Source organism: Pseudarthrobacter polychromogenes (assembly GCF_014644495.1).
In the GTDB taxonomy this organism is placed as follows: Bacteria; Actinomycetota; Actinomycetes; order Actinomycetales; family Micrococcaceae; genus Arthrobacter; species Arthrobacter polychromogenes.
On record NZ_BMKU01000001.1, the window covers coordinates 336,190 to 348,916 of the forward strand.

The 12,727-nt window shown below is 64.5% G+C and carries 16 protein-coding genes; 12 read left to right on the forward strand and 4 right to left on the reverse strand.

Annotated elements, in window-relative coordinates:
- The first annotated feature begins 7 nt into the window (after positions 1-7).
- From IEX43_RS01730 to IEX43_RS01740, 3 genes are read left to right on the forward strand one after another with little or no spacing between them, the layout of a single operon-like run.
- Positions 8-367, forward strand: coding sequence for a TraR/DksA family transcriptional regulator (locus IEX43_RS01730; RefSeq protein WP_188808797.1), 360 nt, complete (start codon positions 8-10; stop codon positions 365-367).
- On the forward strand, positions 364-933 hold the full coding sequence (locus IEX43_RS01735) for a DNA alkylation repair protein (protein WP_188808798.1): 570 nt from the start codon (positions 364-366) through the stop codon (positions 931-933). Before IEX43_RS01730 ends, IEX43_RS01735 begins: the two co-directional genes overlap by 4 nt.
- Positions 917-1,360 carry a DUF1810 domain-containing protein gene (locus IEX43_RS01740; RefSeq protein ID WP_188808799.1) on the forward strand — a complete coding sequence of 148 codons (444 nt, stop codon included), beginning with the start codon at positions 917-919 and terminating at the stop codon, positions 1,358-1,360. The genes IEX43_RS01735 and IEX43_RS01740 overlap by 17 nt, the downstream gene beginning before the upstream one ends.
- Before the next feature lie 86 nt (positions 1,361-1,446).
- Here the strand turns inward: IEX43_RS01740 and IEX43_RS01745 are convergent, their stop codons facing one another.
- On the reverse strand, positions 1,447-2,340 hold the full coding sequence (locus IEX43_RS01745; protein WP_188808800.1) for a glucose 1-dehydrogenase: 894 nt from the start codon (positions 2,338-2,340) through the stop codon (positions 1,447-1,449).
- Positions 2,341-2,427: 87 nt separating this feature from the next.
- Positions 2,428-2,934 carry a metallophosphoesterase family protein gene (locus IEX43_RS01750; RefSeq protein WP_188808801.1) on the reverse strand — a complete coding sequence of 169 codons (507 nt, stop codon included), beginning with the start codon at positions 2,932-2,934 and terminating at the stop codon, positions 2,428-2,430.
- Positions 2,935-3,072: 138 nt separating this feature from the next.
- On the opposite strand from IEX43_RS01750, the gene IEX43_RS01755 reads away from it, so the two are divergent.
- Complete coding sequence (locus IEX43_RS01755) at positions 3,073-3,270, forward strand: DUF1918 domain-containing protein (RefSeq protein ID WP_066276358.1); 198 nt, start codon at positions 3,073-3,075, stop codon at positions 3,268-3,270.
- Positions 3,271-3,326: 56 nt separating this feature from the next.
- Positions 3,327-3,830 (forward strand): NUDIX domain-containing protein, encoded by a 504-nt coding sequence (locus IEX43_RS01760; protein WP_188808802.1) that lies wholly within the window; start codon positions 3,327-3,329, stop codon positions 3,828-3,830.
- Here IEX43_RS01760 and IEX43_RS01765 read toward each other — a convergent pair.
- Entirely contained in the window at positions 3,827-4,504 is a 678-nt protein-coding gene (locus IEX43_RS01765) for an endonuclease/exonuclease/phosphatase family protein (RefSeq protein WP_104185974.1), read from the reverse strand. The two genes, IEX43_RS01760 and IEX43_RS01765, sit on opposite strands and share 4 nt — an antisense overlap.
- 184 nt (positions 4,505-4,688) lie before the next feature.
- Between IEX43_RS01765 and IEX43_RS01770 the strand changes: the two genes are divergently transcribed.
- From IEX43_RS01770 to IEX43_RS01795, 6 genes are all read left to right on the forward strand, one after another.
- The gene (locus tag IEX43_RS01770; RefSeq protein ID WP_188808803.1) at positions 4,689-5,492 is read left to right on the forward strand and encodes a thioesterase family protein; all 804 of its coding nucleotides are present in this window, start codon (positions 4,689-4,691) and stop codon (positions 5,490-5,492) included.
- Between the two features lie 752 nt (positions 5,493-6,244).
- Positions 6,245-6,712 carry an HIT family protein gene (locus IEX43_RS01775; RefSeq protein ID WP_188808804.1) on the forward strand — a complete coding sequence of 156 codons (468 nt, stop codon included), beginning with the start codon at positions 6,245-6,247 and terminating at the stop codon, positions 6,710-6,712.
- A 182-nt stretch (positions 6,713-6,894) separates the two neighbouring features.
- A complete protein-coding gene (locus tag IEX43_RS01780; protein ID WP_188808805.1) occupies positions 6,895-8,244 on the forward strand; it encodes a sensor histidine kinase in 1,350 nt (449 codons plus the stop codon).
- Positions 8,237-8,920, forward strand: a complete 684-nt coding sequence (locus tag IEX43_RS01785; protein WP_188808806.1) for a response regulator — start codon at positions 8,237-8,239, stop codon at positions 8,918-8,920. Before IEX43_RS01780 ends, IEX43_RS01785 begins: the two co-directional genes overlap by 8 nt.
- Positions 8,921-9,199: 279 nt before the next feature.
- The gene (locus IEX43_RS01790; protein ID WP_188808807.1) at positions 9,200-9,739 is read left to right on the forward strand and encodes a PadR family transcriptional regulator; all 540 of its coding nucleotides are present in this window, start codon (positions 9,200-9,202) and stop codon (positions 9,737-9,739) included.
- 5 nt (positions 9,740-9,744) lie between these two features.
- Complete coding sequence (locus tag IEX43_RS01795) at positions 9,745-11,457, forward strand: ABC1 kinase family protein (RefSeq protein ID WP_188808808.1); 1,713 nt, start codon at positions 9,745-9,747, stop codon at positions 11,455-11,457.
- A gap of 62 nt (positions 11,458-11,519) precedes the next feature.
- Here IEX43_RS01795 and IEX43_RS01800 read toward each other — a convergent pair whose 3' ends face one another.
- On the reverse strand, positions 11,520-11,912 hold the full coding sequence (locus IEX43_RS01800) for a DUF2177 family protein (RefSeq protein WP_188808809.1): 393 nt from the start codon (positions 11,910-11,912) through the stop codon (positions 11,520-11,522).
- On the opposite strand from IEX43_RS01800, the gene IEX43_RS01805 reads away from it, so the two are divergent.
- Entirely contained in the window at positions 11,905-12,678 is a 774-nt protein-coding gene (locus IEX43_RS01805; protein ID WP_377102848.1) for a lipoate--protein ligase family protein, read from the forward strand. The genes IEX43_RS01800 and IEX43_RS01805 overlap by 8 nt on opposite strands.
- Positions 12,679-12,727: the final 49 nt, after the last annotated feature.

Here is a 12,727-nt window from a genome sequence, read left to right on the forward strand (position 1 = left end):
TTTTCCCATGCCTGACTATGAACGCTTCCGGATCCTTCTTGAGGAGGAACGGGAGCGGAAGGTGGCCCTCCTGCCGGCCCTGCACGCAGACATCGCCTCCGCAAACTCGGCGCGCCAGGATTCGAATGTGGACGACGAACATGACCCGGAAGGCTCCACCATCGCTTTCGAGCTGTCCCAGGCGTCCGCCCTGCTGAAGCAAAGCAGCCGAGGGCTGGACCAGGTGGACGCCGCCCTGGCCAGGATTGCCGCCGGCACCTACGGGACCTGTGCCGTCTGCGGGGAAGCCATCGCCGAAGGCAGGCTGGAAGCACGGCCGTGGACCCCGTTCTGTATCCGCCACGCATCGGCGGGCCGCGGCCAATGAGCAGCACCCTGGACCGGGTGTCCGCTGCTGCAGGCTTCGTTGACCGCACCCTGCAGAATGAGGGCGCCTGGTACCGGGCGGACGACGTCGAGGACAGGCTGGGCGGGCAGCTGGCTTCCTACGGCTCCTCGGTGGGCGCAGTCCGGGGAACCGTCCGCGACGCCCTCCGGAAATACAAGGACCTCGACCACGACGCCGTTGTCCAGCTGGCGTCCGCCCTCTGGGGCCAGCCCGGGCCCGGTTCCCGGGCCGTTTTTGAGCGCAGGCTCGCCGCTGTTGTGCTGCTGCAATCCACCAGGGCACTCCTGCGCCACTCGGACCTGACCCGTATTGAGGGCTTCCTGCGGTCTGCCGGGACCCGGGAACTGGCGGAACCGCTGCTGTCCGACGTCGTGGCGCCGTTCCCGGCGGGGCTCGGCGGGCGGGACCGGCAGCGCGCAGCCGTGGTCCTGGCCCGGTGGCGGACGGACTCCGACAGCCAGCTGCGCACCGCCGCCGCCTATATTGACCAGCAAGCCGCCCCCGAAGCCCCACCACAAGGAGACACCCATGAACGATCCCCATAACCTTGACCGGTTCGTCGCCGCCCAGGACAGCGGCGGCACATACGGCCAGGCGCTGGCGGAACTGCAGCTGGGCCGGAAATCCGGCCACTGGATGTGGTTCATCTTTCCGCAGTTCGCGGGCCTGGGCCACAGCGAAATGTCACGACGGTACGCCATCAGCTCCCTGGCTGAAGCACGGGAGTACCTGGCCCATACGGTGCTGGGCCCACGGCTGCTCGAGTCCGCCCTGGCCGTCACCAACCACTCAGGCGGCCCGGCGGAGGACATCTTCGGGAGCACCGACGCCCGGAAGCTGCACTCCTCCATGACGCTGTTCCTCCGGGCAGCTCCGGGGGAAACGGTGTTCAAAACGGTCCTGGCCCAGTTCTTCGATGGACAGCCCGACGCCGCCACTGACGAGCTGCTGGCAGGCGAGGACGAGAAGTAGGGGCCAGAAACTAAAAGGCCGACGGCGGTGCCCCGCGCATCAGGCGCGGGGCACCGCCGTCGGTATCTTTCCGGTACAGCCCGGAGCTACGGCGTGGGGCTGCCGCCGTTGACGTTCAGCGTTTCGCCCACAACATAGCTGGATTCCGGTGAGGCGAGGAAGACGTAGGCGGGGGCGAGCTCCGCCGGCTGGCCGGCCCGGCCCAGCGGCGTCGACTGCCCGAACTCAGGCAGCTCCTCCTTCGGCTGGCCGCTGCTGACCTGCAGCGGGGTCCAGATGGGACCCGGCGCCACCGCATTGACGCGGATGCCCTTGGGCGCCAGCTGCTGCGCCAAGCCTTTCGTGAAGTTGTTGATGCTGGCCTTGGTGGTGGCGTAATCCACCAGCGTCGGGGATGGGCTGTAGGCCTGGATGGACGTGGTGTTGATAATTGTTGACCCGGCCGGCATATGGGGGAGTGCTGCCTTGGTCAACCAGAACATCGCGTACACATTGGTTTTCACGGTGTGGTCGAACTGCTCATCGGTGATGTCGGCGAGGTCCTCCTGCGCCACCTGTTTCCCGGCGTTGTTGACCAGGATGTCGATGCTGCCCAGTACCGCCACGGCAGTGTCCACCACGTCGCGGCACACGGACGCGTCCTTGAGGTCACCGGGGACCTTGATGGCCTTGCGCCCGGCGGCCTCGATGAGGCCCGCAATGCGGGCGGCATCCTCTTCTTCCTCCGGAAGGTAGGAGAGAACGACGTCGGCCCCCTCCCGGGCGAAGGCAATGGCCGTTGCTGCACCGATGCCTGAGTCCGCGCCGGTGACGATCGCCTTGCGCCCTTCAAGCCTGCCGGTACCGCGGTAGGTCTCCTCGCCAAGGTCGGCCTTGGGTGCCAGCTCCGCATCCAGTCCCGGCTCGGGCTGGTGCTGCTTTGGCGGGGAGATCTTTTCGTACGCGGTGACCGGATTGCGGAAGGTGTACTGGTCTGTCATGTGGTCCTCCTGGTGCTCGGATGACAAAAGCTAAGCATGCTTACCGTTCCAAGCCTAGGCACCTGATGCCTCCCTTGCCAAACCCGGTCAATCCCGGAGGACCTCTTGCAGCCGGACGTCCCTTAGCTTTCCGGAATCCACCGTGGCGGTCATGAACGTGCAGGCCGGCTGCCGGCGGCGGTCAGTGGGCGAGCCCGGGTTCAGCAGCCGCAGCCCGCGCGGGGTGGTGGTGTCCCACGGGATGTGGCTATGGCCGAAAACCAGCACGTCCGCCTCCGGGTACTGGACCTCGCACCTGGCCTCACGCCCCTTGGCCTGGCCGGTCTCGTGCACCATGGCAAAGCGGACGCCTTCCAGCGTGATCTCCGCCGTTTCCGGAAGGCTCCGGCGCAGTTCCGGTCCGTCATTGTTTCCATAGACGCCCACCAGCAGGCGGCTCCGCCGCCGGAACTCTTCCAAGTGGGACGCGGACACCCAGTCGCCGGCATGAAAGACCACGTCGGCGCTTTCGACGGCGGACCACACCTGTGCGGGAAGGTCACGCGCGCGTTTGGGGACATGGGTATCGGCGACCAGGACAAGATTCAGCGGCATGGGAAAGATCCTGCCATGCCGGCCGGCTTCCCGAGGACCGGCCTCTTGCCCTCTCCTGCGGACCCTTCCGGCGGGTGTTACCGCAAGCCCTTTTCCCGGCGGGCAGCCAGTCGTACTCTGGGCTCGGAGGTGAGTGCCATGGAGGCAACGCAGGGCGACCGCATCATCGTGCACGGCAGGACTGTGGGGGCGGCGGACCGGCATGGAGTGATTCTTGAGGTGCGCGGCCAGGGCGGAACGCCGCCCTACCGCGTCCGCTTTGATGACGGACACGAGACCATCATGTACCCCGGCGGTGATTTCGCCGTCGAGCGCGGTACAGCGAACCAGGCCTGACCGGGGCAGCGGACTGGCGGATGCAGCCCACCCGTTGCACCTGTCAGACTGGAGCGATGGATCACTTTCCGGCGTCCACCGCGTCCTCCGCCCCTCCCGTCCGTACCGGTCCCAGGGACCCCGGCGACGCCTGGGTCGAGGGAAGCCGCGGGCGCTTTTGGGGGCGTTTCGGCGCGGCCGGGGTGCTGGCTTACGATCCCGGCAAGGGGGTGCTGCTGCAGCACCGGGCCGTGTGGAGCCACAACGGCGGAACATGGGGGCTGCCCGGCGGCGCACTCCATGAGGGCGAGGAGGCCGTCACCGGCGCGCTCCGGGAAGCCTATGAGGAAGCCGCCGTGCCCGCGGACAATGTGGAGGTGCTCTTCACGTCCCTGCTGGACGTGGGGTACTGGAGCTACACCACGGTTGTGGTGCTGGTGAGGGAGCCCTTTGATCCCGTGATCAGCGATCCCGAAAGCCTGGAACTCCGGTGGGTGCCACTGCCCGAGGTGGCCGGCATGGAACTGCACCCCGGATTTGAAGCGTCCTGGCCGGACCTCCGTGCAAGGCTCGAGTCTTAGTAGTCCGGGCCGTATTCCGCCTTGACCAGGATGGGGAGGTGGTCTGAGTTGCCCCGCGGCAGGGTCTCCACGCTTTCGATATCCAGGCCCAGCGACGTCGCGAAATCGAAGTGGCCCTTGAACACTTTGTACCGGGTGTACGTGCGCCTGTTGCTCAGAGAGAGTGCATAGCCCGAGTTCTTCATGTGCAGGTCCAGGTTCTTGGTGAAGAACGGGTAGTTGAAATCGCCCACCATCAGGGTCATCAGGCCTTTGCCCATACTCAGCAGCTCCGCATGGGCCGCGTGGATCTGCTTGCGCCGGAGCGAGTTGGACGCGGTGAGCGGGGCAGCGTGAAACGAGCCGATCACCAGTTCATGCTGCGTTTCGTTGTCCATGACCCGGGTGCCGATAAGCCGCTCATGGGCCGGGGCCAGGACGCGGTCATGCATCGACTTCTTCAGGGCGAAGGACTGGGTGTCCAGGGCGGTGAAGCGGCTGGTGCGGTAGTAGATGGCCAGCCCCAGCCGGTTGCCCTTGGTGGCATCCGCCAGATGCAGTGGCCCCAGGGTTTCGGGAAGATCACTGGAATCCACCTCCTGGAGGCAGAGCGCATCAATGTCATGGTTCCGCGCCAGGGCGAGGAGTTCGCCGCTCGCCTTGTGCTTGCGGAGGTTGTAGCTGATGACGCGCATGGAACACCTCTTCCGAGGGTTGCTGACAGGACCAGTTCCTGAGTCTAGTCGGATGGATCCCACCAGTGGCCAACATTTCGCCGCGTCCCTTTGGGTGAAATGCCGTGCCCGGGTCCGGCGCAGCAGCGGCACCCGGCGCGGATAGAGTTAAGGCCGATTCACTGGAACTCCGAAGGGGCCAACGTTGACCGCAGAGCTGCCTGAACTGGCTAAAGGAAACTTCTACTACCTGAACCTGGGCGGAGGCCGTTTCCGTTCCACCATCCATGCCCAGGGTGCCTGGAACGTCCACGAGCAGCACATGGCGCCGGCGTCGGGCCTGCTTGCGGACAGCCTGGAACGCCATGACCCGCGGCCGGACATGCGGATGGGCCGGATCAGCTACGAGATCCTCGGCCTTATCCCAGGCGGCGAATTCCAGATCGCGGCCACCACCCTCCGGCCCGGAAAGACCATCGAACTCCTGCAGGCCGAGCTGGTGGCGGGCGGGCGCACCGCCATCCGTGCCACCGCCTGGCGGCTGGCCACCAGCGATACAACACCGGTAGCCGCCATCGAGGATACCCCCATTCCCGGTCCGGAAGACTGCAAGCCGTACGACGGCGCGTCCGTGTGGCCCGGTGGCTACATCCGCTCGCTGGAGATGCGGGTTGCGGAAGGGCACAGGCCCGGGGCCGGAAAGGTCTGGCTCCGGACCGAACATCCTTTGACGGACCGCGCGGACAGCGGTGACCTGGCCCGGCTCATGGGCATGGTGGACACGGCCAACGGCATCGCGGCCAGGGTCCCGCCCGGCAAGGACAGCTACTCCTTTCCCAACCTTGACCTGCAGATCCACATGTACCGCCGGCCCGAAGGGGAGTGGCTGGGCCTGGACAACGCCGTCTCGTTCGGCGGGGACGGAATAGGGCTGACCTCCACAGTCCTGCACGACCTCCAGGGGCCGTTCGGGCGCGCGGAGCAGATCCTCACACTGCGAAAAACCTGACGGGACTGCCGGGGGTGGAGCACGGAGGTGGATCGCCGGTCTTTTGGCGCCGCTAACTGGCTTGTTCATGGATGCTTGTGACCGCCTGCAGAAGACTGCCCGGTACATCCCGGGCTCGCGGGCACCTTGCGCTTCGGGATCGCAGTCTGCGTTGCCGGGTTCGTCGTCGAAGACGGGCATGCGCTGGATGGATTGCCCGAGTCTGTCCAGGGTTGAGATGGCCCGGGTGTCGTTTCGATCAGCGCCTCGAGGGCCGGACGACATAGGGGCGTGCAGCTCTCGCTCCAGAGATGCCGTACTCAACGTAGTGGTCATAAGCGGCGGACGCCGGAGGCCAGAAGGTCCGCCTGTTCTCGATTAGTGGAGCGCTGTTGGGCCGGGCTACTGGGTAGCAAATCAGTTTCGTCACGGGCTGCTTCGAGGTGTCTCATAACTAAGGACAAGTACTCGATTTTTGCCAAAAGGTTATGAGACATAGTTACGAGAATCGCCAATGCCATCGCGCGTCCAAAATTCCACAGAAAATCTGTGACCGTGCAGGTCAGACGACTGTTAGCTCGTTGAGACGTCTCGTTTCCCAAGGGTTTCCAGACAACTTGGAGAGTAGCGTTTAGGACACCTTCACCGTGCATTTCATCGTCGGGGTAAACGTGCGTATGGAGGCTAGTGACCGCGCTGATGCAGAAAGCAGGCTTGGCTACGCGCTTGACCACCGGCTAACGGCACACGTTCCAGTCGTGTACACATGGAGCATGGAACCAGAAGTTCAAGAATCCGACCGGGACGATTGTCTGTTCTGCGGCATCGTGGAGCGTGATCCCGGCAACCAAATTTTCTTTGCCGACAATGACGTCGTGGCTTTTCTCGATATCGCCCCAGCGACTCGAGGACACACCTTGGTCGTGCCACGCATACACGCGGTCAACGTGTTCGATGTGGGAGGTGATGAATTTTCAGCCGTAATGCGAGGTGTCTGGAGCGTTGCCAGCATCCTCAAGCGACAGCTGCATCCCCAAGGACTGACCCTGATTCAGAGCAGCGGCGAGGCGGCATGGCAGGACGTGTTTCACCTGCATGTTCACCTCATTCCTCGGTATCAAGGAGACGGCCTCGTCCGCCCTTGGGGACAGATTCCGAGCAAGCCTGAGATGCCTGGACAGATAAACAATCCCCGCGCTCTAACCGTCGACCTGCGCCGAGCAAGCGGCTACGACGAGTAACCGCGCGCTGCTGAAGGATCCTCTACCGGGCGGCCAGCAGGTATGCGGCGGATCGAAGAAGACGGGGCACCGGCCAACAGGGGTTTGCATGCTGACCTGAAGGTTGAATTGTCCTAGCTTCTAGGTGGAGATCGGGCCGATATGGCCTGGTGGGCCTGATTGCCGTGGATAGGGTGACAGGCATGGAACCAATTCTGAAGTTTGCGCGGCGTTGGGGCGCCCCAGTTGCGGCCGGCATTTTCTTTGCCCTTTGGTGTGTGGCTGAAGCGGGCCGGATGGGACCCAACGGAGGCCATTGGGGTCCAGGAAGTTTGGATACCTGGGAAGGCACTTGGCCACTCGTGTTGATGACCCTGGCGATCGCGGTCGCCGTTTGGCAGCCGACGGTTTCCTTGGCGCTCACTGGACTGCTGCTCATCGGCCAGCTCGCTCACCTGATTCCGCCCATGTACGCCAACTACTGGGCGATCTACATTGGCTCCTTCATCGCGCTGGCCTTTATCGCTTGGACCACACAGGGACGGATGCGGCTTGCCGCTGCCGGCGCGAACGTACTCTTCGCGTCCTCCATGACCTTCCTTATGCTGTCATGGAGGTACGGCGCGGGAGTGGGCTGGTTCAGCCAAATTGGTGGGGACAGCGGGATCCTTCTTCGGAACGGCTGGCAACTCTTTGCCTTGCTAATGATGATCGCTGCGGCGTGCTTCAGCCTCGGTCTACTGCTGTCGCTGTATCAGGAAAGGGGCAGCCTATTCCGTGCACGCGAGCTTGCGGAGAGGACGCTGCAGGCGACCGAGGTCGATCTGATCGTGGAGCAGGAACGGACGCGCATCGCCCGGGATCTTCATGACGTCCTTGCCCATTCTCTGGCTGTTATCGCGGCGCAGGCGGACGGCAGCCGGTACTTGAGTAGAGATCAGCCGAAAGCAGTTCTTGGTGCCTTGGAAAACATTGCAGGGTCAGCGAGGACTGCGTTAGTGGACGCGCAACGTGTCATTGAAGGGGTGCGGGGTGACGGTATGGCCGTCCCCCAGCCGCAGTTCACTGATATTGAGGGTCTAGTCGAAGGGCTGCAGCATGGCAGTCTAAAAATTCAGACCAGCGAATCCGGAACCCGCATGGAGCTGTCTCGGGGACAGCAGGTGGCAGTTTTCCGCATTGTGCAGGAATGCCTCACGAATGCTCTTAAGCATGGCGGGCGAGGCACGGCAGTCCGTCTGCACTTCAACTGGTCAGGGCCTGGGCTTACGGTTCATGTGGCGTCGGAAGTTTCCTCCAGCAAACACGGTCACCCCGTGATTGCAGGGCCACAGCGCCTTGGACGCGGTCTTCCTGGCATGCGGGAGCGTGCCCATTCAGCAGGGGGATGGATAACTGCAGGACCGGATGGCGAACAGTTCCGTGTCACGGCATTTATCCCCTACCTAACAGACGTTGAGGACTCCGCTCGCGAGAACATCGTCGAAGAGCACTCTTTGACGCATAACGACCTACAAGTGGCGGCCGCAGGAGACGCGGACCGTAATGACTGAAACCGGAACTCGTATCAGCGTTGCCTTGGTTGATGACCAGCCGCTGTTCCTGGCCGGTATCCGGATGCTTGTAGAAAGCCAAAGCGATATGCATTTCGTTGGCCAGGCCGCCGACGGGGAACAGGCCGTGGCACTGGCAGCCGAACGCCGTCCGGATGTAATGCTCATGGACTTGCGCATGCCTGTCATGGACGGAGTCACCGCCACCCGTCGAATTATCAACGATGCAGATGCTTGCAACTCTGACAGGCCCCGGATAATTGCCCTTACTACCTTCAACCGCGATCACGCCGTTTTGGATGCCGTCCAGGCCGGGGCGAGCGGATATCTGCTCAAAAGCGCGGAACCCGAATTCCTGCTGGCAGCAATCAGGACCATTCATTCCGGCTACTCAGTCATAGCGCCAGGATCGGTGCACTCACTATTCGAACACGCCGCGAGCCGCGGTCCGAGTGTGGGCCCGGATCTCTCGGTTCTGGACGTCCTCTCAGTCCGTGAGAGGGACGTGTTTCTCCTAGCCGCCAAAGGACTCAGTAACAGGGACATAGCCGAAGCATTGTTCGTTTCCGATGCCACAGTAAAAACACACTTGCGAAGCGTCCTCGACAAGCTGGCTCTGCGTACCAGATTGCAATTAATCGCATTCGCTCACGAACGCAGGCTCCTAGGCGACTGACGGGAACTCGGAACCACCCTGCCAAGACGGGCAAGGCGCACCGCCCGCTCCTGGTGTCCGGTGGAGAATCCCCTTACGACTCAACGTGTCCCGTAACCTGGGTGTCTCGAAACCCTAGGGATACGAGACGCAGCGGCACCCGAGCAGACTCCGGGCCCTGATGCGAAGCACCACTTGGCGATCCAGAATGCCGCCACACAGTGGAAACAACCGCCCGTTCCGGTGGATGTATCGTTGAGTATCGTTGTATATCGTTGGCGGTTTTCAAAGGAGATCATCATGCGTGGTTCATACCCGGCAGCCGGATTCGGCGGAAGCAATATCGACGGCATGTGGCAGGCCGTTGAGGAGCTGCGCTCACGGTTTGAGAAACGCGCGGGAACCCGTGCTGGCAAGGGTGAGGTGCGGTCCGCGGTGCTGGCGCTCCTTGCTGAGCGGCCGATGCACGGCTACCAGATCATCCGCGAGATCGAGGAGCGCAGCGGCGGCAGCTGGAAGCCCAGCGCCGGCTCCGTCTACCCGACTTTGCAGCTGCTCGCGGACGAGGGCACCATCAGCGCCGAGGAGTCCAACGGTCGCAAGATCTATTCACTGACCGAGGCCGGCCGCGAGGAAGTTGCGCAGGACCACGGAGCAACGCCCTGGGACTCGCCGGGGCCCCATCCCGGCGGGTTTGGATCCTTGCCCAAAGCGGGGGTGGAGCTCGCGCAGGCTGCAGCCCAGGTGGGCCGCACGGGCTCGCCGGACCAGGTGCAGCAGGCCGTGGCGGTGCTCGACGACGCACGGCGCCGGCTCTACGCGATCCTCGCCCAGGATTGACGCGGGTGGCGTCTGTCCGCCCGCATCGTGCCGCTTCGGCCGCGGGCGCCGGGGACACCCGTGCCCGCTACCGGCGCATCCTGCGCTTTGCCGCCTGGAACCTGGCAGTGACGTGGTGGTTTGAACTGTTCCTCCCGCGGATCGGACTAGCCCGGGTCGCAGAACGTACGCGGTCGCGGCGGATGCAGCGCTTCGCCCGGCGCTTCCATGGACTTGCCGTGGAGCTGGGCGGCCTGATGATCAAGGTGGGACAGTTCCTTTCCTCCAGGCTCGATATTCTGCCACCCGAGATCACCAGGGAGCTTGAGGGCCTCCAGGACGAGGTCCCGCCCGTTCCGTTTCCTTCGATCCGCGCCCTGGCTGAGGTGGAGTTGGGCGCTCCGCTGGACCAGGTGTTCGCTTTCGTGGAGGAGGTACCGATCGCTGCCGCGTCGCTGGGGCAGGCGCACCGGGCACGCCTTCGTGCATCGGATGCGGCCGACACCGGATTCACCGACGTGGTGCTCAAGGTGCAGCGTCCGGGCATTGACGCGATTGTCGACGTCGACCTTGCAGCCCTGCGTAAGGTAGGCGGCTGGCTCAGCCGCATTCGCCTGGTGTCCAGCCGCGCCAATATGCCGGCCCTGGTGGAGGAGTTTGCGCAGACCAGTTTCGAGGAGATCGACTACCTGCACGAGGCGGCGAATTCCGAACGCTTCGCCGCCGATTTTTCCGACGACGGCAGGGTCTGCGTGCCCGGCATTGCCTGGGAGCGGAGCACCCGCCGCGTACTCACCCTTGAAGACGTCACGGCCATCAAGATCACGGAGGCCAGGGCCCTCCGGGCGGCGGGCATCGATCCGGCCGAGGTGGCTCCGGTGTTCGCCGCCGTCATGTTCGACCAGATGTTCACCAACGTCTTCTTCCATGCAGACCCGCACCCCGGAAATATCTTTGTCACTCCCGTCACCGCACCGGCCGGCGACCGCCCGTGGAAGCTGACATTCATCGACTTCGGCATGATGGGCGAAATTACCTCCTCCACCCGTAGCGGACTCCGGAAGCTGCTGATTGCTGCCGCCGCGCGCGACGGCCGGGGGCTGGTGGCGGCGATCAACGACGTCGGCGTGCTGGCGCCGTCAGCCGACACTGTGGAGATGGAGCGCGCCATGACGCATCTCTTCGCCCGCTTCGGCGGCATGGGGTTCGCTGAGCTCCGGGAAGTGGATCCGAGGGAGTTCCGTGACTTCGCGGTGGAGTTCGGCGATGTGGTCCGCTCGCTGCCATTCCAGCTCCCGGAGAATTTCCTGCTCATCATCCGGGCGATGTCGCTGACCTCGGGGGTGTGCAGCTCGCTCGATGAGCGCTTCAACCTCTGGGATTCCGTGGAACCGTATGCCGCCAGGCTTCTGCGCGACGAGCGCGGCAACATCGTGGAGGACGTGGCCCAGCAGGCCCTCGACGCCGCAGCGACCGCACTGCGCCTGCCGAAGCGCCTGGACGCACTGGCTGGACGGCTTGAGGAAGGCTCCCTCGCTGTTGCCAACCCCCGTCTTGAACGGCAGATCGCCCGCCTGGACCGCACCAACCGGCGCTCTGCTTCTGCCCTGGTGTTTGCCGCCCTGCTCATCGCCGGCGCCATCGTGCGGGCTGACGACGCCGTCCTGGGCGGCATCCTCATGGCAGGTTCTGCAGTCCCGCTGCTGCACGGGATGTGGGCAGGCCGCCGCGGGCTTTGAAGCGGCAGTGCCCGGGGCGCAGCCGCTGCGTGGGCATTGCCGGAGCGGCCTTGGCGCGAGCGTCAGGTCCGGGCGTGGAAAACCAGCCAGCCCGCGAGTGTTGACAGGCCTGTCAGCACGGCGCCCCACAGCATGTCCACGACAATCAGCTGCAGCGGCCAAACCTTCAGGGTGGCGGCATTGGTGAGGTCGTAGGTGGCGTAGGCGAAGGCGCCCAGGGCCGCACCGTAACCCAGGGCAGTGAGCCAGCTGCCGCCGTCGAGCGCGGGCCGCAGTGCAAAGAACACAATCCCGGCGATGTAAATGACGTAGAACGCCACGGCGTAACCTAGGTGTGGTTTGTCCGCTAGCAGTTCGCCGATGTGGCTGCGGTAAAAGGGGTTCATCAGCCTGAGCCAGATGGCGTCGATCGCTGCGAAGGCGGCGGCGACAACGAGGAATTGCAGAATGACCATAAGGGAGCTTAGCAATATGAACGACGGCGGTCCGGGGCCCCGCACCCTGACAGTGGTGCGGCAGGAAAAGACGCTGGGCGCCGCCCGGGACCTGGAATTCGGCCTGGAACTGCTGGCCAGGGTCAGGAGCGGGGACATCGGTCCCACGCTGCGGCTGTACCGTCCCGCCCCCACGGTCGCGTTCGGCCAGCGCGACACCCGCCTGCCGGGATTCGACGCCGCCGCGCAGGCGTGCCGTGCCAACGGCTTCGAACCCCTGGTCCGCCGGGCAGGAGGCCGGGCGGCCGCTTATCACGAGGGCACGCTGGTGGTGGACCATATTGAACCCGATCCGGATGCCATCGCCGGTTCCAAAACCAGGTTCGGGTACTTCGGGGAGCTGTTTGCGGACGCCCTGCGCCGGGTCGGCGTGCAGGCGGCTGTGGGCGAGATTCCCGGGGAATACTGCCCCGGCGAGTTCAGCGTGCACGGCACGGACCCGGCCGACGGCGCGCACCGTGTGAAACTGGTGGGTACGGCCCAGCGCGTGGTGGCCGGCGGCTGGCTGTTTAGTTCGGTGATCGTGGTGGAAAACTCGGCGCCGATCCGCAAAGTGCTGACCGACAGCTACGCCGCCCTGGGCCTGGACTGGGACCCTGCCACGGCAGGGGCGGTGGACGACCTTGTGCCTGGCGTGGATGTCCCAGCCGTGGAGGAAGCCCTGCTTTCCGTTTATGCCGGCCATGCGCCGCTGAGAACCGCTTCGTTCAGCAGCCTGGGGGCATGACCCGGCTGGTTGCTGCCGGGCACAGCAAACGGGACCAACATTGGGAAAT

What these genes read in the sequence shown, in the direction of transcription:
- IEX43_RS01730 (WP_188808797.1), top strand. Translation starts at nt 8, where the DNA reads ATGCCTGACTATGAACGCTTCCGGATCCTTCTTGAGGAGGAACGGGAG.
- IEX43_RS01735 (WP_188808798.1), top strand. Translation starts at nt 364, where the DNA reads ATGAGCAGCACCCTGGACCGGGTGTCCGCTGCTGCAGGCTTCGTTGAC.
- IEX43_RS01740 (WP_188808799.1), top strand. Translation starts at nt 917, where the DNA reads ATGAACGATCCCCATAACCTTGACCGGTTCGTCGCCGCCCAGGACAGC.
- IEX43_RS01745 (WP_188808800.1), bottom strand. Translation starts at nt 2,340, where the DNA reads ATGACAGACCAGTACACCTTCCGCAATCCGGTCACCGCGTACGAAAAG.
- IEX43_RS01750 (WP_188808801.1), bottom strand. Translation starts at nt 2,934, where the DNA reads ATGCCGCTGAATCTTGTCCTGGTCGCCGATACCCATGTCCCCAAACGC.
- IEX43_RS01755 (WP_066276358.1), top strand. Translation starts at nt 3,073, where the DNA reads ATGGAGGCAACGCAGGGCGACCGCATCATCGTGCACGGCAGGACTGTG.
- IEX43_RS01760 (WP_188808802.1), top strand. Translation starts at nt 3,327, where the DNA reads ATGGATCACTTTCCGGCGTCCACCGCGTCCTCCGCCCCTCCCGTCCGT.
- IEX43_RS01765 (WP_104185974.1), bottom strand. Translation starts at nt 4,504, where the DNA reads ATGCGCGTCATCAGCTACAACCTCCGCAAGCACAAGGCGAGCGGCGAA.
- IEX43_RS01775 (WP_188808804.1), top strand. Translation starts at nt 6,245, where the DNA reads ATGGAACCAGAAGTTCAAGAATCCGACCGGGACGATTGTCTGTTCTGC.
- IEX43_RS01780 (WP_188808805.1), top strand. Translation starts at nt 6,895, where the DNA reads ATGGAACCAATTCTGAAGTTTGCGCGGCGTTGGGGCGCCCCAGTTGCG.
- IEX43_RS01785 (WP_188808806.1), top strand. Translation starts at nt 8,237, where the DNA reads ATGACTGAAACCGGAACTCGTATCAGCGTTGCCTTGGTTGATGACCAG.
- IEX43_RS01790 (WP_188808807.1), top strand. Translation starts at nt 9,200, where the DNA reads ATGCGTGGTTCATACCCGGCAGCCGGATTCGGCGGAAGCAATATCGAC.
- IEX43_RS01805 (WP_377102848.1), top strand. Translation starts at nt 11,905, where the DNA reads ATGACCATAAGGGAGCTTAGCAATATGAACGACGGCGGTCCGGGGCCC.
- IEX43_RS01800 (WP_188808809.1), bottom strand. Translation starts at nt 11,912, where the DNA reads ATGGTCATTCTGCAATTCCTCGTTGTCGCCGCCGCCTTCGCAGCGATC.